Below are 22437 nucleotides of genomic sequence, written 5' to 3' on the forward strand. Positions count from 1 at the left end.
GACGGCTGTCACAAAAGGAAGCAAGAGAGGCCTTAAAGGAGGCTGTCGAATTGACTCGGCCGCCTGCGGGGCGCAAGAAAGAATTCGAACGGGAACAAGTCCGATCAAGGACTTGCGCCCGCCCAGCATGAGAGAGAGCAAGGGCTCACAGGCCCGAACGTGACCGCGCCAGAGAGCGCGGATACCTGCATTTGAGGTCCTGAGGTGACGATCTATCTGCCGATCGCCGAGTTGTCGGTCAATGTGTTCATCATCCTCGGCATGGGCGCGGCTGTCGGCTTCCTCTCGGGCATGTTCGGTGTGGGCGGCGGCTTCCTGATCACCCCGCTCCTGATCTTCTATAATATCCCGCCTGTGGTCGCCGTCGCGACCGGTGCCAACCAGGTGGTCGCATCCTCCGTTTCCGGCGCCATCTCGCATTTCCGGCGTGGGACGCTGGATATGAAACTGGGCACGGTCCTGCTGATCGGCGGTCTCGTCGGAGCGACCATCGGTGTCTACATATTCTCCTGGCTCAGACGCCTCGGCCAGCTCGACCTGATCATCTCGCTGCTCTACGTGATCTTCCTCGGCACCGTTGGCGGGCTGATGCTGGCAGAGAGCCTGCGGGCGCTCCGACGCGCGGCACGCAACGAGCCGGCTCCACTGAAGCGCCCCGGCCAGCACAACTGGGTGCACCGCCTGCCCTTCAAGATGCGTTTCAAGAAGTCAAAGATCTATCTCAGCGTCATCCCGATTCTGGCGCTTGGTTTCGGTATCGGCATCCTGACTTCGATCATGGGCGTCGGCGGCGGCTTCATCATGGTGCCCGCCATGATCTATCTGCTCAGGATCCCGACCAATGTCGTTGTCGGCACCTCGCTGTTCCAGATCATCTTCACCACCGCCTACACGACGATCGTGCAGGCGGCGACCAACTACTCCGTCGATATCGTGCTCGCCTTCATCCTGATGGTCGCCGGCGTGATCGGCGCGCAATATGGCGTTCGCGTCGGACAGAAGCTGCGCGGCGAACAGTTGCGCGCGCTGCTCGGCCTGCTCGTCCTCGCTGTCGGCGTGCGTCTCGCGATCGAACTGATCGTCACCCCCGACGATTTCTATTCGCTGGCGATCGGAGGCTGAGATGAGAGCGCAGCTCTTCGCCCTTTTCGTCATTCTCGGCACCGGGCTTGCCGCCCAGGCAGCTGCACAGGACCCACTGGCAACGCAGCTTTCGGAACGTGAAGGCCTCGACATCGGCACCTCGACGAGCGAGATCGCGATTACGTCGGACTTTTCCGGCGCCGATCTGACCGTTTTCGGGGCGCTCACCAATACCGACCAGTTGCTGCTCGCCATCGGCCAGTATGACGTTGTGGTCACGCTCGAGGGCCCGCGCGACTGGACGACCGTGCGCCGCAAGGAGCGCCTTTTCGGGATCTGGGTGAACCGCACATCGCTTACCTTCGAGCAGATGCCGATTTCCTATTCGCTGGCGAGCACGCGACCGGTCGAGGAAATTGCTCAGGACAATGTGCTGACCTCCCTCGGGATCGGCATTGATCACGTCGCGCTGACCCCCACCGGCTTCATCAGCAATGCCGCCAATCTCGGTGAATTCCGTGATGCCTTCCGCCGCCTGAAACAGTCGGGCGGGCTCTACCAGCGCGATACGGGTGGTGTGCGCTTCGTTTCGTCAAGCCTGTTCAAGGCAACGCTGCGGCTTCCGGCGAATATCCCGAACGGGGTGCACATGGTGCATGCCTATCTGTTCAAGTCGGGCGAGTTCATCGCGGAAAAAGAACTGCCGCTGCGTGTCGTCAAGACCGGCCTGGAAGAGGCGATCACCGAAGCCGCCCACCAACAGCCGCTGGCCTATGGCACCTTTGCCGTGCTGCTCGCCCTGATCACCGGCTGGGCTGCGAGCCTGATCTTCCGGAAGGACTAACGGGATTAGACGGCATTCATCCGTGCCTTGACCTCGAGATAGGCTTCGGTGAGCTCGCGCAAAACGTCGCGGGCTCCGGCCTCGCGCTCAGCGCCCAGATGGATCACCCTCAGCTCAGCCATGAAGGCCTCCCAGAGATCGGGGCCACCATCCTCGAGAATTTCCGCACGGATCGACAAATCCTCACTGACCGGGCGATGTCTCCTGCCCCAGGCACCCATCATGGCGAGCATGGGAACGAGCTGGATAGCAGGCTCCGTCAGGCTGTAGACACCCTTCTGCCTGTGCGTCGGGTCATCGGCGCGGGAGAGAAGCCCGTTGGCGACCAGGCGCTTCAGCCGATCGGCCAGGATGTTCGACGCGATGCCCTCTTCGGAATTCTGCAGCAGTTCGCGGAAATGTCGGCGATTGCCGAACATCACGTCACGGATGACGATCAGGCTCCAGCGATCACCGAGCACTTCCAGCGTCAGATTGATCGGGCAGCCCGAGCGCTGTTCCATGTCGCCTCTCCCAAAACCGATTGCGTCTTGCCACCAGATGCGCTACCGATCAACCGATTTCAATATGCAATCAGTTTTTGGGAGGCTTGGGATGCGCAAATTGATCGGCTGGAACCTGATGTCGCTGGACGGCTATTTCGAGGGCGAGATGCCCTGGGACCTATCCTTTCACCTCACCGCCTGGGGAGAGGATCTGCGTCAATACGCGCTGTCGCTTGGCGAGGAGACCGACTTCATCGTCTTCGGCCGCAAGACCTATGAAGGCATGGCTGCCTACTGGCCGGAAGCGACCGACGAGCCTCAGATCAAGGCCTATATGAATGCCAAGCCCAAGGGCGTTGCCAGCCGAAGCGTCAGCGAAGCGGAATGGAATAACACCCGCGTGCTTGCGGATGCCGTGTTGGAGCTGCGGGCAATGAAGGCTGAGCCGGGCAAGACCATCTTCGTCTTCGGCAGTGCGGAACTGCAGCACGCGCTGCTGGAAGCCGGGCTGATGGACGAGATCCGGGTCTGCCTCGCACCCGTCTTGCTCGGAAAAGGCAATCCATTGTTCAAGGCGGGTTCGGAAAAGAGGCTGAAACTGCTCGAGGCACGGCCTATCGATACCGGCGCCGCCATCCTGCGCTATGCGGTCACGCCAAGCTGACAGGCCGGGTCAGCCGAGCAGGTTGCCGTAGCGCACCGAATAGATCCGGTCGCGGCCGAGAAGGTGCGCGATCAGGTCGGCGCGGGCAAAGAGGCCGGTAAAGGCCTTGTGGCGGAGATCGAGGCCACCCGTTGTCACGCCGAAGGACGGCATGACCAAACGCAGGCCGTCGGTCGCGAAACAGGGGCGACGAACGGATTTCTCACGGCGGCGGACAGTCGCCGACGGATGGAGATGGCCTGCGACTTCGCCCTTGCCATGCGCCAGGGACGGCTCGTGGCGGAAGGTGAGACCGGCCAGCGTGAACTCGTCCATCGAATGGCCCGGCAGAGCCGTCGTGCCATCCGGATCGTGGTTGCCGTTGATCCAGACAATATCGCGCCCAGCGGCCAGACCATGGATCATCTCGCGGAAGACCGGGGGCATCAGGGCCGAGCCCACGCGGTCGTGGAAGTTATCGCCGAGACTGACGATGGTCGCCGGCTCATAACGCGCGACCACGCCTTCCAAGAGGCGCAGCGTTGCCAGCGTGTCATAGGGCGGCAGCAGTTGGCCCCGCCTTGCGAAGGCCGCGCCCTTTTCGAGATGCAGATCGGAGACCACAAGCGTGCGATGGTCGGGCAGATACAGGGCACCGGTCAGATCGCAGACGGCTGCGACACCCGAGACAGCAATCTCGGTGATCGTTTCCACAGTCTCTGTTGGCGCGAGGCGCCGGGCTGTCATACCCGTCATTTTTTCGTTCCGCAGCATCCGGCCCCGTCATAGCCGGTCCGCATGATTCACGCCATGGCCTCGGCGATCAGATCGTCTGCCGCCATGGACAGCACATGCTCCTGGGCCTCGCCCAACACCGGCTCCTTGCCAATCTCCAGCATGACCGGCACGGCGAGCGGGGAGATCTGGGTCAGGCGCTTGTGCAGGATATGACCCTTGATTCGCTCCAGCATATCGGCAAGCCGGGCAATGTCCAAAAGTCCGGCGGCGGCATCCTGTCGCGTCGCCTGCATGAGGATATGATCGGGTTCGTGGCTGCGCAGCACGTCGTAGATCAGATCGGAGGAGACGGTCACCTGGCGGCCGGATTTTTCCTTGCCGGGATGCCGTTGCTCAATCAGGCCGGCGATGACCGCGCAGTTGCGGAAGGTGCGCTTCAGCATGAAGCTCTCGTCGAGCCAGGTTTCGAGATCGTCACCCAGCATATCCTGATCGAAGAGCTCGGCAAGGCTGAGTGCTCCCCGCGCGATCAGTGACCCCATGTCCTCCAAGGCCCAGATCGCGAGTGCATAGTCTGTCGCCACAAAGCCCAGCGGTTTGGCCCGCATACGCTCCAGCCGGCGAGTGAGCAGCATGCCGAGCGTCTGATGCGCGAGCCGGCCCTCGAAGGCATAGATCACCATGTAAAAGCGCTCGCCGCGCAGGAAGGTCTCTATCAGGAGATCTTGGCGCTTGGGCAGAACCGACTTCTCCGCCTGCAGCGACAGCCAGTCGCGCACCTGCTCGGGCAAGCCCGCGCGACGATCCGGATCATCCAGCATGGCGCGTACCTGATCGGCGAGATAGGTCGAGAGCGGAAACTTGCCGCCGGCATAGGCGGGGATCTTCGGGTCCATCGAAAAGGCATTCGACACGAGACATTCGTTGTCGCGGATGCCCTCGAAGCGCAGCACCTTGCCCGAGAAGAGAAAGGTATCGCCCTGGGTCAGCTGTTCGAAGAAGTATTCCTCGACCTTGCCCAGCGTCATGCCGCCGCGACCGATCGACCCCAGATGGTTGCGCTTGACGAGGCGGACATTCAGCATCGGCATCTCGACGATGGTGCCGAGGTTCAGTCGGTACTGCTGGGCGACCTGCGGATTGGAGACGCGCCACAACCCGTCCTGGCGACGGCGGATTCGGGCGTAGCGCTCGTAGGTTCGGAGCGCATAGCCACCGGTCGCGACGAAATCGACGATGCGGGCAAAGGTCTCGCGCGGCAGGGCGGCATAGGGAAGCGCCGTTGTCACCTCACGGAACAACTCCTCCTCATCGAAGGCATCGGCGCAGGCCATGCCGAGAACATGCTGGGCCAGCACATCAAGCGAGCCTTCACCGACCGGGGGCGTGTCCTGGGCGCCTATGTAATTGGCATCGAGGGCGGCCTGGCACTCCATGACCTCGAAGCGGTTGGCCGGGACCAGGATCGCGCGCGACGGCTCGTCCATGCGGTGGTTGGCGCGGCCGATGCGCTGGGCAAGACGTGAGGCGCCCTTGGGTGCACCGACATGGATGACGAGATCGACATCGCCCCAATCGATGCCTAGATCCAGCGTCGAGGTGGCAACGACCGCGCGGAGCCGGTTTTCGGCCATGGCGGCCTCCACCTTGCGGCGCTGGGAGACGTCGAGCGAGCCGTGGTGCAGCGCGATCGGCAGGTTGTCGTCATTGACGGTCCAGAGTTCCTGGAAGAGCATTTCGGCCTGGGAGCGCGTGTTGACGAAAAGCAGCGTCGTCTGGAACTCCTTCAACACCTTGTAGATTTCGGGGATTGCATAGACCGCCCTGTGCCCGGACCAGGGGATGCGATCCTCGGTCTGCAGGATGGTGATATTGGGTCGCGCGCCGCCCTCGACCGTGATCAGTCCCGCCGCCGCCTCGCCCTCCTCAGGCTGGGCGACCAGCCAGCGGCGCAGGTCCATGGGCTGGGCGACGGTTGCCGAGAGGCCGATGGTCTTCAGGCCGGGGGCAAGTTTTCTGAGGCGCGTCAGACCGAGCGAGAGCAGATGGCCGCGCTTCGAGGTGACCAGCGAATGCAGTTCATCGAAGATGACGTAGCGCAGGTCCTTGAAGAAACGCTCCGAGTCCGAGTGAGAGATCAGCAGCGCCACCTGCTCCGGCGTCGTCAGCAGGATGTCCGGCGGATTGGTCTTCTGTCTCTGGCGCTTGGACGCCGGCGTGTCGCCGGTGCGGTTCTCGATGGTGATCGAAAGCCCCATCTCGGTGACCGGCTTCATCAGGTTGCGCTCGATATCGACGGCGAGCGCCTTGAGCGGCGAGATATAGAGCGTGTGGATGCCGGTAAAGGCTTCCCCGGGTTTTTTCCGACCGCGCTCGGTGAGTTCCGTCAGCGACGGCAGAAAGCCGGCAAGCGTCTTGCCGGCGCCGGTCGGGGCGATCAGCAGCAGGCTTTCGCCGCCATTTTCGCCTGATCTCGCCCGGGCCAATAGCTCCAGCTGATGGTCACGCGGCTGCCAGCCCTTTTCGCTAAACCAGCGGAGGAAGGGGGCAGGCAAAAGAGCAAGGGCGGAATCAGCTGTCGTCACGGCCCCAAGGTAGTGGACAAGCGGGGAAAGAGAAGAGGCGAAAGAGGTATCACCTCAGCGCGATATACCGATCCGAGCGGTGGTTGATCGCGAGAAAGAGGTTCAGCACCACAGCGCCGATCACCGAGTAGAGCACCACGGAGGGGCTGACGACGGCAAAGGCGAGCGCCATGACGCAGAGGTCGAAGGCAAGCTGCACCAGACCGGCGCGAATGCCGAAACGGTCCTGGATGTAGACGGCAAGGATGCCGAGGCCGCCAAGGCTGGCGCGGTGGCGATAGAGCGCCAGCAGGCCGAAGCCGAGAAGCAGGCCGCCGAGGATCGCAGCCCAGACCGGCGCGATGCTCTCGATGACGAGGAAGCGGCTCTCGATTTCGACGATGAAGGAAGTGAGGCCGACTGCCACGAAGGTCTTGATGGTAAAGTCGAGGCCGACGCGGCGCAAAGACAGGATGTAGAAGGGCAGATTGAGCAGGAAGAAGAGCAGACCGAAACTCCAGCCGCTCCAATAGTGCAGGACGAAGGCGAGGCCGGCCATGCCGCCTGTCAGAAGTCCCACCTGGGCGAGGAAATAGAGGCCAAGGGCGGCGATCAGGCTGCCGGCCACCAGGCCCTGCAGATCCTCCGCCGGCGTGTGGCGCGTCGGGTTCGAATTCCAGATTCCCAGCATGCTCGTCATCTGCGCCATGTCCCGTCTCCAGATTGGCCTCCCGAGTGCAAATGGTACCCGAGACGCCCTGGAAAACAAGGGTGATATGTCAGCAAAGCTGACCTATGAAGCAAATCGCAAGAAAGCTGCTTTTCAGGCCGTCCGGCTCGCAAGAAACAGAATGCCGAAGACCGGTTTTCCGCCATCCATGCGAATGGTGGTCCGGGTCAGGGTGAGCACATCGAAGCCGTTTTCGGCAAGACGCTGCCGCACATGCCGCTCTGTGTGGGCGTAGCGCAGGCTCGGGGCCAGCAGATAACCATCCCCCTCGCCGGCGTCCTCGACCGAAAAGGCGAAGAATGCGCCGGGCCTTGCGAGATGTGCCGCGAGCGAAAAGGCATTGGCGAGATCACCGAGATACATCAGCACGTCGGCCGCCGAGACGAGGTCGGCGCGACGTTCGGCGAGTTCGTCGTCGAACAGGCCCGCCCCCGCCGGATCGAGCGAGAGATCGGCTTTGGCGAGCAGGTCGTAGAGGCCCTTTTCCTCGGCCTTGGCGAGCATGTTGACCGAGAGATCGAAGCCCTCCAGCCGGGTCACCCGATCGCGGATTTCGGCACCGAACAGACCCGTGCCACAGCCGAGATCGACGGCCCGCTCGAAACGCCTGTCGTCGTGATCTGCAATCAGCCGGGCGAGCTTGGCGGGGACGGTGTAATCGAGTCGCTCGACAAGCGCCGTATCGAAGCGATCCGCATAGTCGTCGAACAGCGCTTCGACGTAGCGGGACGGCGGCTGGTCCGGGACTTCTTCAGCGCCCAGCAGAGCCAGTTTCAGCTGCGCGCCAAACAGATCCTCGCGGTCGAGGGAGAGCAATCGGCGCAAGGCCGGTACCGCCTTGTCTGCCTGCCCGGCCTTCTCGGCGTAATCCGCCAGTCGCAGCAGGCCGGCCGGCCAGTCGGGCACCAGGTCCAGCGCCTGCTCCATCAATTCCACGGCTGCCTCATGTTCGCCATTCTCGGCAAGCATGCGGGCATAATCGGCGCGGCGATCGGCGATGACATCGCCGGAGGAAAACTGGGTGGGGTGCATCGGAGATCCCTTCGAACCTTCCAGCCTGATATCGTCCGGCATGGAGTGGGCGCGCGGTCTTGACCGATCGCCGGAAAAAACTCAAGTCCTATCGCAAGCCCTTGGCTTCCCGGCTTGCAGGGCGGGCGGGCCGCGCCCATATCTGCGGATGACAACAGGAGATACGCATGGCTGATGGCATCAATCGATTTCTCGGCGACACCCCGGGCCGCACGCTCGTCAAGCTGATCGTCGTCTCGCTCATCGTTGGTTTCGTGATGTCGGTCTTCGGGCTTGATCCGATGGACCTTCTGGATGGCATCCGGTTCTTCCTGATCGATCTCTGGTATACAGGCTTTGATGCACTGGGCCGCGTTGGGCAGTATCTGCTGATTGGCGCGACCATCGTTATCCCCGCCTTCATTGTGCTGCGCCTCTTCGCCTCGCGGAACTGACGTCCGATGATCGAGCCTGTCTTGCATCGCCGGCGGCTTCTGCTGATCTCGGCTGGCGTGATGACGGCAGCGATCGCGGGCTGCCGTTCCACCGATATCCTCAACCCCGATGACGGGCAGTCGCGCGCCGAAACGGATGCCGCGCTGCCGATGGTCAATCGCCTGCGCCAGTCGCGTGGCCTCTCTTCGCTTTCGCGGGGAAAAGCTGCGGAAGTGGCGGCGATCGCTCAGGCGAAGCGCATGGCGCGTGCCGGGGAGATGTCGCATCTGATCGGCTTCAACGACAGTTTCGGTGCCCGAATGAAGGGACACGGCGTGCCTCTGCCCGCTGCCGAAAACATCGCGACCGGTCAGGACAGCGTCGAACGTGCCGTACAGGCGTGGATCGATTCCAAGCGGCATCTCGACAACATGCTTGGCAATTTCAACGGGCTCGGCGTCGCCGTGGCCTGGGATTCCGCTTCCGGCAACCGCCCCTATTGGGCCATGGTACTGTCGGCCTGAGTGATTCCCCCTGCGCTCCGGTCCCCACCGGAGCGATCCATGCACGACCCATCCTCCCCTGTTCTCCGCACCATCAAGGTAAGCCATCGCAGCGTGCTTGCGATCGCGCTGCCCATGACGCTCGGCTTCGTCACGACACCCCTGCTCGGCCTCACCGACACTGCCGTCGTCGGACGGAGCGGTGACGCGGCACAACTCGCAGGCCTTGCGATTGCGGCGGCGCTCTTCGATCTGCTCTTCGCCAGTCTGAATTTCCTCCGGGCCTCGACGACGGCCCTCGTCGCACAGGCGCAGGGGCGTGGCGAAACACTGGAACTCTTCGCCGTCTTCTGGCGCTCGATCGTCTTGTCGGTCGGCTTCGGCGTCGTCATCCTGGTTGCGTCACCGGCCATCGTCGGCTTCGGCCCGGCGATGATGGGTGCCGACGGCGGCGTGCAGGCAGCGGCGGCCACCTATATCGGCATCCGCATTCTCGCAGCGCCCGTGACGCTATCGAACTTCACGCTGCTCGGTTTCGTGCTCGGACGCGGAATGGGCTCCGTCGGGCTTGCGCTGCAGATCCTGCTCAACGGCGTCAACATCGTCATGTCGATCCTGCTCGGTATCACCTTCGGCTTCGGCATTGCCGGCGTTGCCTGGGGCACCGTTATCGGGGAAGTGGTCGCAATGCTTGCCGGCTTTGCCTTCATCTTCTGGCGCTATGGCCGTGCCGCCATCCCGCAGGTCTCGATGGTCACCGACCGCGTGAAGCTGATGGCGCTGTTCCGGCTCAACCGGGACATCCTGATCCGCACCTTCTCGCTGATCACGGCCTTTACCGTGATGACGCGGATCGGCGCCGGCTTCGGCGCAGTGACCCTTGCGGCCAACGCGGTGCTGATGAACTTCTTCATGATCGCGAGTTTCTATCTCGACGGCATGGCAACGGCTGCCGAACAGATCACCGGCGAGACGATCGGTGCGCGGCAGCGGCGTGCCTTCGAGCGGACGATCAAGCTTACCGGCATGTGGTCCTTCGGCCTGGCGCTCGCCAGCCTCGTCTTTTTCCTGATCTTCGGCGATGCGATCATCGGCTTCATCACCACCGCCGGCGACGTACGCGTTGCTGCCGAGACCTATCTCGTCTATGCGGCGCTCACTGCACTCACCGGCGCACTTGCCTTCCACATGGATGGCGTCTTCATCGGCGCGACCTGGTCGGCCGAGATGCGCAACATGATGCTTGTCGCACTTGCCGGCTATCTCGCCTGCGTCGCCGTTCTTGTCCCGCTGTTTGACAATCACGGGCTCTGGATCGCGCTCAACGTCTTTCTGGCCTTACGCGGCCTGCTCTTGCTTGCGCGGCTGAAGACGAAGACCGATCAGACCTTCACCGCCAGCCAGTGATCGAGCCTTGTATCGCGTAGCTCGCGGATATTGGCGACCGTTTCGCGATCGAGCAGGGCGGACAGACCCTTGACGATGCGACCGGGCAGTGCCGGCCCCTCATAGACCATGCAGGAATAGAGCTGCACGAGATCGGCCCCGGCACGGATCTTTTCGAGCGCGGTTTCCGCCGAGGAGACACCACCAACGCCGATGATCGGGAGGTTGGGTCCAACGCGCTTGCGCATGCGGGCAAGCACAGCGGTCGACTTGTCAAAGAGCGGCGCGCCGGACAGCCCCCCCGCCTCGCCTGCGAGGGTCGCGTCAGCAAGGCCGTTACGCGACAGCGTGGTGTTGGAGACGATCAGACCGTCGAGATCATGGGCCGCCACGACTTCGGCGATGTCGTCCATGCCCTCTTCGGTGAGGTCGGGCGCGATCTTCAGGAAAACCGGCAGACGCTTGCCGGCGCGCAGGCCCTCTTCGGAGCGAGCGGCGAGCACCGCCGACAGCAGTTCGTCGAGGCTTTCCTTCGCCTGCAGGTCGCGCAGGCCGGGCGTGTTCGGCGAAGAGATATTCGCGGTGAAATAGGTCGCCACCGAATAGAAGCGGCGGATGCCGGCGACGTAGTCGGCAATGCGGTCCGTCGCATCCTTGTTGGCGCCGATGTTGACGCCAACGATCCCTGAGCGATTGCCGCGGGCGGAAAGCCTGGCCAAAGCGGCGGCATGACCCTCGTTGTTGAAGCCGAGGCGGTTGATCACCGCGCGGTCGCGCTCCAGGCGGAAGATGCGCGGCTTCGGATTGCCGGCCTGCCCCTTCGGCGTCAACGTGCCAACTTCGGCGAAACCGAAGCCGAGCGACAGCAGCGCATCCGGCACCTCGGCATTCTTGTCGTAACCGGCGGCCATGCCGAGCGGATTTGGGAAACGGATGCCGGCGACCGTCTGAGCAAGGCGCGGATCGGCGGACGCCTTGCAGGCCGGAACGAGGCCGGTCTTGAGTGCTGCGACCGAAAGACCATGCGCCGTTTCGGCATCGAAGAGAAACAGGCCGCGACGGCCGAGCGAGAAGAGGTCAAGCATCAGCGGTTCTCCTCTACCAGACATGGGAAGACATGCAGGCCATCAGCGTCGAGCAGCAGAGGCTTTTCCCAGATCACGGCATCGAGCGGCAGATCGGCGTAGAGATGCGGGAACAGATCGCCGCCGCGCGAGGCTTCCCACTTCAGAGCCTCGCCGAAGACGGTAGCATCGACAGCCACGAGCAGGAGATCGGATTGCCCTTTGAAATACAGCCGCGCCGTCTCGACCGCCTGAGCTCCCGTCGAGAAATGGATGTAGCCGTCCTTCAGATCGATCGGCGCACCCTTGAAAAGGCCGCTCGCGCGGGCTTCACGCCATAATTCCTTCGGCACGATCTTGTATATGGTCTTGTCCAAGGTCCGGTCTCTCGCAGCTCATGAGCGTCGAGGCGGGTTTGCCGCAAACGCGATCAAATGTCCACGCCCGCAAGACACGGACGACAGGAGGAGACACAGATGACCATCCGCAAGACAGTGCTCACACTGGCGGCCCTGTCGCTCGGCATTCCCTGCGCGAGCGCGCAGGAGGCCACCACCGACCGCTACATGCTGGAGAAATCGGGAAGCGGCTTCGTGCGGCTCGATCGTCAAACGGGGGTTGTGACCCTCTGTATGGAGACCGATGGTACGCTCACCTGCCGGATGGCCGCCGACGAACGGGCAGCCTATGACGAGGACCTCGCCCGTCTCGAGAAACGGGTCGAGGCGCTCGAAAGGCAGATCACCGCCGACACAACGACCAGGAGCGGCGAGCTTCCGAGTGATGCGGAGATCGACCGCTCGATCGGGATCATGGAGCGTTTCATGCGGGCCTTTTTCGGCCTCGTGCAGGAGTTCCAGGGCCAGGAACAGGAAAACCAGCAAGGCAATGTTCCGGACCGGACCTGATCGCAATCAGGCCGATTTCACCCATTCGTTGCACGACCATTGTCTAGTGCCTCGGCAAGCGCTAAAAGAAGAGCACGCAATCGCGCGCAATATGACATCGCTCTTGGGAGGGGGCTGTGACATGGCTGCATCGACATTTATCATCGCCGACGATCATCCGCTGTTCCGTGGCGCGCTTCGACAGGCCGTCACCGGCATTGACGGAACGCAAACCATCATCGAAGCCGGCGACTTCGAAGCCGCACGCAAGGCAGCCGCCGCGCATTCGGATGCCGATCTCATGCTGCTAGACCTTGCCATGCCCGGCGTCTCCGGCTTTTCCGGGCTGATGGCGCTTCGGGCGGAATTTGCAAGCTTGCCACTGGTGATTGTGTCTGCAACAGACGATGCCGTCACGATCCGCCGCGCGCTTGAGCTCGGCGCCTCCGGCTTCATCTCGAAATCGGCCGGTATTGACGAGATACGATCGAGCATCCAGTCGGTCCTCGAAGGCGACATCGCCACGCCGGCCAGTTATCAGGGCGGGCAAGAAACCGACCCTGATGTCGCAGATCTCATCAACCGCCTGCGGACGCTCACGCCGCAACAGAGCCGTGTTCTCGGCATGCTCGGCGAAGGCCTGCTCAACAAACAGATCGCCTATGAACTCGGCGTCTCGGAAGCGACGATCAAGGCGCATGTCTCCGCCATCCTCTTGAAGCTGAAGGTCGACAGCCGTACCCAGGCCGTCATCCAACTGGGCAAGATCAATATGGCAATGGTCGCCTGACACCGCGGATCACCCCGGAGCAGAGAGGATTTTATTCCTTTTTGCTTTACTAACCGCCTCGCCTGATCTATGGTTTTCGCCAATGCCGGACCGAAGATCGGATGTGTTACGGCACTCAAGAGGCGCGAAGATGCTTTCGCATGACAGCATATGGGCCGCAATCGATCGGCTGGCGGAGCAGCATTCGCTGACGCCATCCGGTCTTGCGCGCCGGGCGGGCCTCGACCCTACATCCTTCAACAAATCCAAGCGGGTCGGTGCCGACGGACGCATGCGCTGGCCCTCGACCGAGTCCATCGCCAAGGTGCTTGAAGCGACGGGGGCGAGCCTCGACCAGTTCATGCGTTATGTGTCGCCGGAAGCCTTGCGTGAAAATGCGATGCCGCAGGGCGCCTTCCCCCCGCAGGCAAGCTCGATCCCCCTGCTTGGCATGGCCCAGGCGGGTGCCGGCGGCTTCTTCGACGATGGAGGCTTTCCCGCCGGCCAGGGCTGGGACCTCGTCGAGTTTCCGGCAGCCCCGGGCCGCAATAACGGCGTTTATGCGCTTGAAGTCCAGGGCGAGAGCATGAAACCACTCTATCGGGATGGCGACATCCTGATCGTCGAGCCGGGGGCGCAGGTCCGGCGCGGCGACCGCGTCGTGGTCAAAACCCGCGAAGGCGAGGTCATGGCCAAGATTCTTGCCAGGCAGAGCGCCAAGTCGATCGACCTGCAGTCGCTCAATCCCGAACATCCACCCCGTAGCCTCGACATGAGCGAGGTCGAATGGGTTGCACGGATCATCTGGGCGAGCCAATAGGAAAACGGACCTATGAGACGGATCAGCACCTTCATCGCGGGCGCGATCGGGCTCCTGTTCTGGGCCTATCTGGTGATGGCCGCCGGCGAGCGACTGCACGACGACCCTGTCGACTACAACATTGAGGATCTCGACGTCCCGGATCCGGCTGAACTGGGCCTGCCGGAGGTGGGTGCTGTTGCGCAGGATCCGCCAGAACTGGCCATGCAGACGGAACCGAAACGCCAGGTCCGCGCCATCGAGCCCGACGCCTTCGGCTCGCCCGCCTTCACCGATACCGGAGATCTCGAGCGCGTCGCAGCGCGAGGTCCGCTTTCCAACGTGCAGGAACGGGCCAAGCCGCGGGTCGCGCTCCTGCATAGGCCTTTCAGCCTCGCGGCCGGCGTCGTGGCCTTCGGTGCCGACCAGCGTGTTCGCCTGGCCGACGTGATGGAGACGCCAGCGGACCGGACCTGCCTGACGAATGACGGAACAGAGTGGCCCTGCGGCGCCATGGCGCGCACGCAGCAGCGGCTGTTCCTGCGCAACCGTTCGCTCGCCTGTGAAACCAGTTCGGCGGCCTGGCAAGGCGAAATCCGGGCGCGGTGCTGGGTCGGTGTCCAGGACGTCTCAACGTGGCTCGCCAAATATGGCTGGGCAGAGGCGGAGCCCTCGTCCGCACTCGCTGTTCTGACCGAAGAAGCCCGCGCCGCAAGACGCGGGCTTTTTGGTGAACCCGTGCGTTGAGCCAGCGCACGCCGTTCACCGTCACGGGGGAAAGCCGTTCCCGCTCCCTTGAAACACCGCTTCGCGGCTCCTACTCTCTTGCTCACAGCAACTGGAAACCACCCTACATGAACAAGCCCGTATCTCCGGAAGAGGCCCTGATCTTCGTCATGGTCATGGCATCGGCCGTCGACAACGCCATGGCCGAAAAGGAACTGATCCGCATCGGCCAGTTGATCGACATCCTTCCGGTCTTCGAGAATTTCGACAAGGAAGGCCTGATCGAAGTCTCGCAGCGTTGCGCCGCTCTGCTTTCAGGGCCGGAAGGCTTGGACATCGTGCTCGAAACCATCCGCGATGCACTGCCGGAGTGGCTGCACGAAACGGCCTATGCTCTCGCCGTGGAGATTGCCGCGGTGGACCTCTCGGTCCGGGCCGAGGAACTGCGTCTGCTGCAGATGCTGCGCGATCGCCTTGGGCTCGACAAGCTTACCTGCGCCGCACTCGAGCGCAGCGCCTCCGCTCGCTATCGCGGCCTCTGACGCCCGTCAGAAGAGACCGGCAGGGAAGTAGCGCAAGTAGATTTCCTCCAGCCGACCGTCCTTGGACAGCGCGGCCAGCGCGCTTTCCAGCGCTGCCGTCAGCGCGCCGTCCTGCCCGCCGACCATGATGGTCATGCCCTCACCAAGATGGCGTTCCGAAAGAAACGGGCCGTCGAGGAAACGGCAGCAGCCACCCGCTGCCGGACTGATCATCCAGAAGGAAAGCTGCAAGGCATCTGCGAAAATCGCCGAAACCTGCTTCTCCTTCAGCGATCGCATCAGCGCATCGCCATCCTCGAAAAGAACCGGCTCGATGTCAGGGAAAAAGGCCTTCAGCATCGCCTCGTGGGCCGTGTCCTTGACCACGCCCACCTTACGACCGAACAAAGCCTCGGCGTCCTGACGCGGAAGAACGGTGTCGGCCTGCACCAGGAAGCGGGCCGGCAGCAGCATATAGGGGCGGGTAAAATTGAAGCGCTCGCGCAATTCCGGCGTCACCGCCACGCCCGCCATCACCGCCTCGCCCTGTCCCGCTTCGAGCGCCGACACCAGCTGGGCATAGGGTAGCGCCTGGATCTGGCAACGCGCCTGGAGCCCGAGTTCGGCGCAGAGCGCTCGCGCGAGATCAATGTGGAATCCGGACAGTCGGCCCGTCTGGTCGGTGAAGTTGAACGGTGGAAAATCGGTCGTTGTCAGGAAGCGAAGTCGCAGCACGCCACTCACCTCCGGCCGGAGAAGGCGCTCCCTGGCGTCGAACAGAATGGGAAAGCCACCCGTCTCGTCCGGTTGCTGTTGCGCGCGCGCTGGCAGCGCCATGAACGTGGTCAGGACACTGAGCAGCAGAATGTTCGCGATCATCGTCCACAACCCAGCCAAATCTAGGGATGTAACTTTTGCGCGCATCTCTATCATCTTCGTCCAGGGTCAGGGTGGGGCGTCGTTCCAAGCGGATGACGTGTAGCAGCTTGGTGTGGACGAGGGAATATGGCCCGCGGATCGTTGCCGCGCGCCGGGGGCAAACTCCGAAACATGACCAGCGGAGCGTCGTCGACGCAACCGGTCCCCATGCTTTGGCGAGGCTGAAGACCGAGGCCGGACTGCTGCATGTGCTTGGGATCTCCAAGCCCCTGATTGCGCGAATGGCGCAACGTGCGGCGGCGAACGGCACCTGTGTCGAGACCGAACTTTTGGCCAGTGGTGCAATCGAGGAAGAGGCCTATTTCGCCGCGCTGGCCCGCATGTACGGCCTTCCCTTCCAGGCCGAGATCGACCCTGCCCTGCTCGTCGACTACGCCCATGGCGATACCCAGCTCGTCGAGCCGCGGATGGTCCGCCTGCACCATGCCGACCGTCCGCCTGTGATGGCCATCGTGCCCCATATCCTCCATGCTGAGGGGCTGGCGAAGCGCTTCGGTCGTCATGCCAACGGCACCGGCAGCCTGGTGGTCACGACGCCCTCAGCGATCCGCCGGGCGATCTGGAAGGCGGGCGAAGAGCGGCGGGTCCGCACCGCCGTGAGCGCCCTGTTCGAGCATTCGCAAAGCCTGTCTGCGCGTCTGGTGGTCACCGGCGACCAGGGGTTCATTGCCGGCGCAGCGCTCTGCCTTGTAAGCCTGCTGCTACTCCTCGCCCCGATCCTTGCGACGGCCATCGCGCATTTCCTGCTCTCCCTCTTCCACACCGCAGGCCTCTTCCTAAGAATCACCGCTGTCTCGCATGGGCGTCGCCATCACCACACGAACATCTGCCTCGAAAGCCCCGGCGAGACCCTGCCCGTCTACACGGTGATGGTCGCCGTCTATCGGGAAGCGGCCGTGGTGCCGCAGCTGATTGCCGCGCTCGATGCCATCGACTGGCCGCGCAGCCTGCTCGATGTGAAACTTGTCTGCGAGGCAGACGACCACGAGACGATCGAGGCGATCCGACTTGCTGGTCCAGGCTGCCACGTCGAGGTGGTCACGGTGCCTGCCATGGCGCCACGCACCAAGCCGAAGGCACTGACCTATGCGCTGGCCGGCGCGCGCGGCGAATTCCTGACGATCTACGACGCCGAGGATCGACCTCATCCGCAACAGCTGCGGGAGGCCTATCACGCCTTCCGGCTCGGGCCACCCGATCTCGTCTGCCTGCAGGCACCTCTGGTGATCGGCAATCCCGGCGACAGCTGGATCAGCGCCATCTTCGCACTTGAGTATTCCGCACTGTTCCGCAGGCTTCTGCCGGCGCTCGGCTTTTATCGGCTGCCACTGCCGCTTGGCGGAACATCGAACCATTTCAAGACCGCGCTCCTGAAACGCAGTGGCGGATGGGATCCCTACAATGTCACCGAGGATGCCGATCTCGGCATGCGTCTGTGCCGCATGGGTTTTCGATCATCGACACTGACACTGCCGACCTATGAAGACGCCCCGACCGAGTTCGGCGTCTGGCTTGCACAGCGGACCCGCTGGTACAAAGGCTGGCTGCAAACATGGCTGGTGATGATGCGCCATCCCCTCCGCACGGCGCGGGAAATGGGACCGCTTTCCTTCCTCGTCTTCCAGCTTCTGGTCGGCGGCATGCTGGTGGCCGCCCTCAGCCATCCGGGGCTGATCATCTTCATCACGCTGTCGGTCCTGTCGTTGATGCAGATCCCGGCGCCCCAGCCAAACCTCTTCACCACGATGATGCTGGCAATGGACATCTTCAACATCCTCGGCAGCTATGCCGTCTTCTTCGTGCTCGGAGCCACCCCGATGAGCGACCGCGAAAAGAAGGGCATCGGTTGGAAATGGGCGATGATACCGGTCTACTGGATGGCCGTATCACTCGCGGCGTGGAAGGCCGTCATCGAACTGAGGCTCAAGCCCTTCCACTGGAACAAGACGCCGCATAAGCCAAGCCGCAGCGGATTGCCGATATCCGAGTGACTGGCTGCATCGTGGCGAGTGCAGGCCTACGCCTTATGCGAGCCGGGAAAATGATCGCGTCCTACAGGAGGAATGCTGGAGCGGGTGAAGGGAATCGAACCCTCGTATTCAGCTTGGGAAGCTGCTGCTCTACCATTGAGCTACACCCGCGACGGGGAGAGGAATCCAACAGTTCGCTGCTGGTGTCAAGCGCTGGGGGGATGACTTGGCCGACGCCCTTGTCACTCCGGCAGGCGGAAGTGCTTCGACAGCTTAAGCCCCTGCGCCTGATAGTTGGAGCCGAGTCCCGTGCCGTAGAGGCCATCCGGGCGCTCCTGCATGTGTTCGTAGACCAGGCGGCCGATAACCTGGCCGTGCTCGAGGATGAAGGGCACTTCGTGGCTGCGGACTTCCAGAACCGCGCGGCTGCCCGAGCCTCCCGCCGGTGCATGACCGAAGCCGGGGTCGAAGAAGCCCGCATAGTGTACGCGAAACTCACCGACCAACGGGTCATAGGGCGTCATCTCGGCGGCATAGAGCGGTGGTACATGCACGGCTTCATTGGAGACGAGGATATAGAACTCGTCCGGATCGAGGATCAGTTCGTCGCGGCCCCGGCTGTAGAGCGGCTCCCAGAAATCCAGCACATCGTGCGCATCCTTGCGGTCGACGTCGATGACCGAGGTATGGTGCTTGCCGCGATAGCCGATCAGCCCTTGCGGGCCCGAGCCCTGCAGGTCGATTGACAGTGCAATGCCGCCGCCCGAGACGTTCGGCATATCGCTGGCGACCAGCGTCTCGGCCTTGTGGAGATCGAAGAGTTCTGACTCGCCCAGCAGCGCGTGGCCGGTGCGGAAGCGGATCTGCGAGAGGCGGGAACCACGGCGCACGATGATGGGGAAGGTGCGGGGCGAGATTTCAAGGTAGAGCTGGCCCTTGTAGCCGGCCGGCACCTTGTCGAATTCCTGAGCGTAGTCGACCATCACGCGGGTGAATATGTCGAGACGTCCGGTCGAGCTTTTCGGATTGGCAGAGGCCGAAATCTCCGGCGGCAGGTCGAGGCTCTCCATCAGCGGCACGATGTAGACGCAACCGGTTTCCAGCACAGCACCGTTTTCGAGGTCGATTTCGTGCAGGGTAAGCCGCTCCAGCTTTTCGGCAACCGTGTGCCCCCTGCCCGGCATGAAGCTCGCGCGCACCCGGATTGCCTTGCCGCCCAGACGCAGGTCGAGGCTTGCCGGCTGGATCTGATCCTTGTCGAGCATCACCTCGCTCTTCAGCTGGCCGCCGCCGAACAAGGCACCGATGGCGCGATCGGCCAGAATGCCGGGTTTACTGGTCATTTTCTCTATCCTGTTTGTGTCCGACAAAACCAAAGCCCGCCAATTGACGCAAGGCCCGTGAAGGCGTAAGGCAGCCTTATCCCGTGGTGATTTGGCCGGTCGGCTTGCAGCCACGTTAAACAAGTGGCTAAATAGACCGGGTTCCCAAAACCGGTCCGTTTTCGCGACCGGTTTTTTTGTGTTCGAAAGGCACCCACATGAGCAAGAACTGGCGCCCGGCAACGAAACTGGTCCATGGCGGCACGCTGCGCTCCCCCTATGGCGAGACGTCGGAAGCGATCTTCCTGACCCAGGGCTTCGTCTATGAGAGCTCAGAGGCAGCCGAAGCCCGTTTCAAGGGTGAAAACGACGGCTATATCTATGCCCGCTATGGCAGCCCGACCAACGACATGTTCGAGAAGCGCATGTGCATGCTGGAAGGCGCCGAGGATTCGCGCGCCATGGCCTCCGGCATGGCCGCCGTTGCCGCCGCCGTGCTCTGCCAGGTGAAGGCCGGCGACCATATCGTCGCGGCGCGCGCCCTGTTCGGCTCCTGCCGTTATGTCGTCGAGACGCTGGCGCCGCGCTATGGCGTGGAATGCACTCTGGTCGACGGTCGCGATCTCGCCAACTGGGAAGCGGCCATCCGCCCGAACACCAAGGTCATGTTCCTCGAAAGCCCGACCAACCCGACGCTCGAGGTGATCGACGTTGCCGGTGTCGCCAAGCTCGCAAACCAGATCGGCGCAAAGCTGATCGTCGACAACGTCTTTGCGACGCCCCTCTTCCAGAAACCGCTCGAACTCGGTGCGCATGTCGTCGTCTATTCCGCGACCAAGCACATCGATGGTCAGGGCCGCTGCCTCGGCGGCGTGGTGCTCTCGTCGAAGGAATGGATCAACGAGAACCTGCACGACTATTTCCGCCACACCGGCCCGGCCATGTCGCCGTTCAATGCCTGGACGCTTCTCAAGGGCATCGAGACGCTGCCGCTGCGCGTCAAGCAGCAGACCAGCACGGCAGCGGCGATCGCCGATTTCCTTGCTGAACAGGGTGCGATCGCCAAGGTGATCTATCCAGGGCGCGCGGACCACCCGCAGGCCGACATCATCGCCAAGCAGATGACCGGGGGCTCGACGCTGCTCTGCTTCGAGATGAAGGGTGGCAAGGAAGCGGCCTTCAAGCTGCAGAACGCGCTTGAAATCATCAAGATCTCGAACAACCTTGGTGACGCGAAGAGCCTGATCACCCATCCTGCGACGACGACACACAAGAACCTCTCGGATGAGGCGCGGGCAGAACTCGGTATTTCAGGCGGCACCGTCCGGCTGTCCTGCGGGATCGAGGACACGCAGGACCTGCTGGATGACATCAGCCAGGCTCTCAAGGGCCTCTGAAGCGGCGACAGGGCCCGCCGATCGTGCAAAAATTTCAGCCGCGAGACACCTCGCGGCTGAGCGATTGCCCTTGACGCGATCAGTTGCGTGGTTATCCCTTGAATCCTCATGGCTTTCGTTGCGGCATCATGGTGCCGCCACAATGAGCGCCATGTCTGTCATCATCGCAGGCAAGTTTTCGCAGGGTTCAGGCATGTATCGCGCACTGACACGGGACATAGAGGTTCAGGTCGAACCTTACTATCTCGAGGAACAGTCCGACCCCGATGACAGCCGCTATGTCTGGGGCTACCGGATCGTGATCTCAAACCACTCCGGCAAGCCCGTGCGCCTGACCCATCGCTACTGGCACATCACGGACCAGAACGGCCAGGTGGACGAAGTCAGCGGACCCGGCGTCGTGGGGGAGCAGCCACGTCTTGATCCGGGCGACAGCTATGAATATTCCTCCGGCTGCCCGCTCGATACGCCATCGGGCATGATGTACGGCACCTATCGGATGGAGACCGACGACGGCGAAGCCTTCGACGTCGCGATCCCTGCCTTTTCGCTCGACAGTCCGGGCATGGTGCGGACTCTGAATTGACGATTTTCAGTTGAGTTGAGGCCCACCTGCGGTTATCTGGTGCATCGTATTTGCACCGTCATCCAAGGGTCCCAACCGGCATGAGCCTCGCATTTCTCGTCACCCACAGCGGTGGCTTCCATGCCGACGAACTGCTTTCGACCGTCATTCTGACGCGGCTTCATCCGCAGGCCAGGATTGTTCGCAGCCGTGCGTCAGAGTGGATCACACCGGCGCCCGACCGGATCATCTACGATGTCGGCGGCGCCTATGACGCGGCCACGCAGATCTTCGACCACCATCAGCGGGGCGCACCGCTGCGTGACGACGGCCAGCCCTACAGCTCCTTCGGCCTGATCTGGAAACATTACGGCCAGGATTATCTTCTTGCGCTCGGCGTTCCCTCTGCTCATGTCGAAGCAGTGCATCGTGGTTTCGACGAGAAATTCGTGCTGCCGATCGACCTCCTGGACAATGGCGCACTGAGCCCCGCGACCGCGGGGCCGCTTGCCGGTCTGACGCTGCCCAGTCTGCTGGAGACCCTCAAGCCGGTCTTCGATGACAAAGAGGCCGGCGCCGACGATCGCGGCTTCCATGCGGCACTGAGCATCGCGCGTGCGCTGGTCGAGGCAGGCATCGCCCAGCGTGCCGCCAAGATCCGCGCCGAGAGCATGGTGCTCGACGCCATCGCCGCAACGGGCGACCGCCGCATCCTGGAACTGCCGATGGGCATGCCCTTCCGGCCGGCCATCGTGAAGGCGGGGGCCGACCACCTGTTGTTCGTCGTCCATCCACGCGACAAGGACTGGTGCATTACCGGAATTCGGCGCTCCGAGGAGGGCTTCGACCAGCGTGCCGACCTGCCGCTTGCCTGGGCGGGGTTGAGCAATGGCGATCTGGAGGCCGTCTGCGGTGTACAGGGCGCCACATTCTGCCACAATGCGCGCTTCATTGCTGCTGCCTCGACTCGTGAGGCGATCCTCTTGATGGCGGATCTGGCGGTCGAGGCCGCTCTGGCGGTGCCTCGCCCGACCAACACACAGTGATCATCCGGGG

24 protein-coding genes, 1 tRNA gene and 1 riboswitch are annotated in these 22437 nt (G+C 62.9%); of the genes, 15 read left to right on the forward strand and 10 right to left on the reverse strand.

Translation table 11 applies throughout. The features are described from left to right. The first annotated feature begins 204 nt into the window (after positions 1-204). A complete protein-coding gene (locus J2045_RS04800; RefSeq protein ID WP_307369965.1) occupies positions 205-1122 on the forward strand; it encodes a sulfite exporter TauE/SafE family protein in 918 nt (305 codons plus the stop codon). A gap of 1 nt (position 1123) precedes the next feature. Continuing rightward, positions 1124-1927: a TIGR02186 family protein gene (locus J2045_RS04805; RefSeq protein ID WP_307369967.1), complete on the forward strand. Its 804-nt coding sequence runs from the start codon at positions 1124-1126 to the stop codon at positions 1925-1927. Between the two features lie 5 nt (positions 1928-1932). Here J2045_RS04805 and J2045_RS04810 read toward each other — a convergent pair whose 3' ends face one another. Continuing rightward, complete coding sequence (locus J2045_RS04810) at positions 1933-2430, reverse strand: winged helix-turn-helix transcriptional regulator (protein ID WP_307369968.1); 498 nt, start codon at positions 2428-2430, stop codon at positions 1933-1935. A 91-nt stretch (positions 2431-2521) separates the two neighbouring features. Between J2045_RS04810 and J2045_RS04815 the strand changes: the two genes are divergently transcribed. After that, positions 2522-3076, forward strand: coding sequence for a dihydrofolate reductase family protein (locus tag J2045_RS04815; RefSeq protein ID WP_307369969.1), 555 nt, complete (start codon positions 2522-2524; stop codon positions 3074-3076). Between the two features lie 9 nt (positions 3077-3085). Here J2045_RS04815 and pdeM read toward each other — a convergent pair whose 3' ends face one another. From pdeM to J2045_RS04835, 4 genes are all read right to left on the reverse strand, one after another. Next, complete coding sequence (gene pdeM, locus J2045_RS04820) at positions 3086-3802, reverse strand: ligase-associated DNA damage response endonuclease PdeM (protein WP_307370103.1); 717 nt, start codon at positions 3800-3802, stop codon at positions 3086-3088. A 56-nt stretch (positions 3803-3858) separates the two neighbouring features. Then, positions 3859-6378 (reverse strand): ligase-associated DNA damage response DEXH box helicase, encoded by a 2520-nt coding sequence (locus J2045_RS04825; RefSeq protein WP_307369971.1) that lies wholly within the window; start codon positions 6376-6378, stop codon positions 3859-3861. Positions 6379-6427: 49 nt separating this feature from the next. After that, positions 6428-7066 carry a DUF6198 family protein gene (locus J2045_RS04830; protein ID WP_166601762.1) on the reverse strand — a complete coding sequence of 213 codons (639 nt, stop codon included), beginning with the start codon at positions 7064-7066 and terminating at the stop codon, positions 6428-6430. A 114-nt stretch (positions 7067-7180) separates the two neighbouring features. After that, a complete protein-coding gene (locus tag J2045_RS04835) occupies positions 7181-8119 on the reverse strand; it encodes a class I SAM-dependent methyltransferase (RefSeq protein WP_307369972.1) in 939 nt (312 codons plus the stop codon). Positions 8120-8286: 167 nt separating this feature from the next. Between J2045_RS04835 and J2045_RS04840 the strand changes: the two genes are divergently transcribed. The 3 genes from J2045_RS04840 to J2045_RS04850 are packed head-to-tail and all read left to right on the forward strand — an operon-like array spanning position 8287 to position 10443. Next, positions 8287-8553 carry a DUF6460 domain-containing protein gene (locus J2045_RS04840; RefSeq protein WP_307369975.1) on the forward strand — a complete coding sequence of 89 codons (267 nt, stop codon included), beginning with the start codon at positions 8287-8289 and terminating at the stop codon, positions 8551-8553. A gap of 6 nt (positions 8554-8559) precedes the next feature. After that, entirely contained in the window at positions 8560-9057 is a 498-nt protein-coding gene (locus J2045_RS04845) for a CAP domain-containing protein (RefSeq protein WP_307369977.1), read from the forward strand. Positions 9058-9096: 39 nt separating this feature from the next. Continuing rightward, the gene (locus tag J2045_RS04850) at positions 9097-10443 is read left to right on the forward strand and encodes an MATE family efflux transporter (protein WP_307369978.1); all 1347 of its coding nucleotides are present in this window, start codon (positions 9097-9099) and stop codon (positions 10441-10443) included. On the opposite strand, the gene J2045_RS04855 is transcribed toward J2045_RS04850, so the two are convergent. Both J2045_RS04855 and J2045_RS04860 read right to left on the reverse strand, forming a co-directional pair. Beyond that, positions 10419-11507, reverse strand: a complete 1089-nt coding sequence (locus J2045_RS04855; RefSeq protein ID WP_307369979.1) for a quinone-dependent dihydroorotate dehydrogenase — start codon at positions 11505-11507, stop codon at positions 10419-10421. The genes J2045_RS04850 and J2045_RS04855 overlap by 25 nt on opposite strands. After that, positions 11507-11863, reverse strand: a complete 357-nt coding sequence (locus J2045_RS04860; RefSeq protein WP_307369984.1) for a DUF952 domain-containing protein — start codon at positions 11861-11863, stop codon at positions 11507-11509. The genes J2045_RS04855 and J2045_RS04860 overlap by 1 nt, the downstream gene beginning before the upstream one ends. 99 nt (positions 11864-11962) lie before the next feature. On the opposite strand from J2045_RS04860, the gene J2045_RS04865 reads away from it, so the two are divergent. From J2045_RS04865 to J2045_RS04885, 5 genes are all read left to right on the forward strand, one after another. After that, entirely contained in the window at positions 11963-12394 is a 432-nt protein-coding gene (locus J2045_RS04865) for a hypothetical protein (RefSeq protein ID WP_307369986.1), read from the forward strand. Between the two features lie 121 nt (positions 12395-12515). Next, the gene (locus J2045_RS04870) at positions 12516-13163 is read left to right on the forward strand and encodes a response regulator (protein WP_307369987.1); all 648 of its coding nucleotides are present in this window, start codon (positions 12516-12518) and stop codon (positions 13161-13163) included. A gap of 130 nt (positions 13164-13293) precedes the next feature. Next, positions 13294-13962: a S24 family peptidase gene (locus J2045_RS04875; protein WP_307369989.1), complete on the forward strand. Its 669-nt coding sequence runs from the start codon at positions 13294-13296 to the stop codon at positions 13960-13962. Between the two features lie 12 nt (positions 13963-13974). Next, positions 13975-14688, forward strand: coding sequence for a thermonuclease family protein (locus J2045_RS04880; protein ID WP_307369991.1), 714 nt, complete (start codon positions 13975-13977; stop codon positions 14686-14688). 107 nt (positions 14689-14795) lie between these two features. Next, entirely contained in the window at positions 14796-15209 is a 414-nt protein-coding gene (locus J2045_RS04885; RefSeq protein ID WP_166601752.1) for a tellurite resistance TerB family protein, read from the forward strand. Positions 15210-15215: 6 nt separating this feature from the next. Here J2045_RS04885 and J2045_RS04890 read toward each other — a convergent pair whose 3' ends face one another. After that, on the reverse strand, positions 15216-16067 hold the full coding sequence (locus tag J2045_RS04890) for a transporter substrate-binding domain-containing protein (protein ID WP_307369992.1): 852 nt from the start codon (positions 16065-16067) through the stop codon (positions 15216-15218). Positions 16068-16279: 212 nt separating this feature from the next. Here J2045_RS04890 and J2045_RS04895 point away from each other — a divergent pair, with 212 nt between their 5' ends. After that, entirely contained in the window at positions 16280-18118 is a 1839-nt protein-coding gene (locus J2045_RS04895) for a glycosyltransferase (RefSeq protein WP_307369994.1), read from the forward strand. Positions 18119-18194: 76 nt separating this feature from the next. On the opposite strand, the gene J2045_RS04900 is transcribed toward J2045_RS04895, so the two are convergent. Together J2045_RS04900 and J2045_RS04905 are read right to left on the reverse strand one after the other, a co-directional pair. After that, positions 18195-18268, reverse strand: a tRNA-Gly gene (locus J2045_RS04900). A gap of 71 nt (positions 18269-18339) precedes the next feature. Next, complete coding sequence (locus J2045_RS04905; RefSeq protein ID WP_307369996.1) at positions 18340-19440, reverse strand: 2'-deoxycytidine 5'-triphosphate deaminase; 1101 nt, start codon at positions 19438-19440, stop codon at positions 18340-18342. A gap of 73 nt (positions 19441-19513) precedes the next feature. Beyond that, positions 19514-19592, forward strand: a riboswitch (SAM riboswitch). A 45-nt stretch (positions 19593-19637) separates the two neighbouring features. Here J2045_RS04905 and J2045_RS04910 point away from each other — a divergent pair. The 3 genes from J2045_RS04910 to J2045_RS04920 all read left to right on the forward strand — a co-directional run bounded on the left by J2045_RS04910 (position 19638) and on the right by J2045_RS04920 (position 22427). Further along, complete coding sequence (locus J2045_RS04910; protein WP_307369998.1) at positions 19638-20816, forward strand: O-succinylhomoserine sulfhydrylase; 1179 nt, start codon at positions 19638-19640, stop codon at positions 20814-20816. Between the two features lie 193 nt (positions 20817-21009). Next, entirely contained in the window at positions 21010-21402 is a 393-nt protein-coding gene (gene apaG, locus J2045_RS04915; protein WP_166601828.1) for a Co2+/Mg2+ efflux facilitator ApaG/CorD, read from the forward strand. A gap of 80 nt (positions 21403-21482) precedes the next feature. Further along, complete coding sequence (locus J2045_RS04920) at positions 21483-22427, forward strand: MYG1 family protein (RefSeq protein WP_307370000.1); 945 nt, start codon at positions 21483-21485, stop codon at positions 22425-22427. Positions 22428-22437: the final 10 nt, after the last annotated feature.

The sequence above is a fragment of the Peteryoungia aggregata LMG 23059 genome (genome assembly GCF_030814435.1).
Classification (GTDB): Bacteria; Pseudomonadota; Alphaproteobacteria; order Rhizobiales; family Rhizobiaceae; genus Allorhizobium; species Allorhizobium aggregatum.

Coding starts and splice junctions, on each gene's coding strand:
- J2045_RS04855 (WP_307369979.1), bottom strand. CDS start 11,507: ATGCTTGACCTCTTCTCGCTCGGCCGTCGCGGCCTGTTTCTCTTCGAT.
- J2045_RS04840 (WP_307369975.1), top strand. CDS start 8,287: ATGGCTGATGGCATCAATCGATTTCTCGGCGACACCCCGGGCCGCACG.
- J2045_RS04880 (WP_307369991.1), top strand. CDS start 13,975: ATGAGACGGATCAGCACCTTCATCGCGGGCGCGATCGGGCTCCTGTTC.
- J2045_RS04835 (WP_307369972.1), bottom strand. CDS start 8,119: ATGCACCCCACCCAGTTTTCCTCCGGCGATGTCATCGCCGATCGCCGC.
- J2045_RS04890 (WP_307369992.1), bottom strand. CDS start 16,067: ATGATCGCGAACATTCTGCTGCTCAGTGTCCTGACCACGTTCATGGCG.
- J2045_RS04885 (WP_166601752.1), top strand. CDS start 14,796: ATGAACAAGCCCGTATCTCCGGAAGAGGCCCTGATCTTCGTCATGGTC.
- J2045_RS04850 (WP_307369978.1), top strand. CDS start 9,097: ATGCACGACCCATCCTCCCCTGTTCTCCGCACCATCAAGGTAAGCCAT.
- apaG (WP_166601828.1), top strand. CDS start 21,010: ATGTATCGCGCACTGACACGGGACATAGAGGTTCAGGTCGAACCTTAC.
- J2045_RS04845 (WP_307369977.1), top strand. CDS start 8,560: ATGATCGAGCCTGTCTTGCATCGCCGGCGGCTTCTGCTGATCTCGGCT.
- J2045_RS04815 (WP_307369969.1), top strand. CDS start 2,522: ATGCGCAAATTGATCGGCTGGAACCTGATGTCGCTGGACGGCTATTTC.
- J2045_RS04905 (WP_307369996.1), bottom strand. CDS start 19,440: ATGACCAGTAAACCCGGCATTCTGGCCGATCGCGCCATCGGTGCCTTG.
- pdeM (WP_307370103.1), bottom strand. CDS start 3,802: ATGACAGCCCGGCGCCTCGCGCCAACAGAGACTGTGGAAACGATCACC.
- J2045_RS04810 (WP_307369968.1), bottom strand. CDS start 2,430: ATGGAACAGCGCTCGGGCTGCCCGATCAATCTGACGCTGGAAGTGCTC.
- J2045_RS04920 (WP_307370000.1), top strand. CDS start 21,483: ATGAGCCTCGCATTTCTCGTCACCCACAGCGGTGGCTTCCATGCCGAC.
- J2045_RS04875 (WP_307369989.1), top strand. CDS start 13,294: ATGCTTTCGCATGACAGCATATGGGCCGCAATCGATCGGCTGGCGGAG.
- J2045_RS04870 (WP_307369987.1), top strand. CDS start 12,516: ATGGCTGCATCGACATTTATCATCGCCGACGATCATCCGCTGTTCCGT.
- J2045_RS04865 (WP_307369986.1), top strand. CDS start 11,963: ATGACCATCCGCAAGACAGTGCTCACACTGGCGGCCCTGTCGCTCGGC.
- J2045_RS04805 (WP_307369967.1), top strand. CDS start 1,124: ATGAGAGCGCAGCTCTTCGCCCTTTTCGTCATTCTCGGCACCGGGCTT.
- J2045_RS04910 (WP_307369998.1), top strand. CDS start 19,638: ATGAGCAAGAACTGGCGCCCGGCAACGAAACTGGTCCATGGCGGCACG.
- J2045_RS04830 (WP_166601762.1), bottom strand. CDS start 7,066: ATGGCGCAGATGACGAGCATGCTGGGAATCTGGAATTCGAACCCGACG.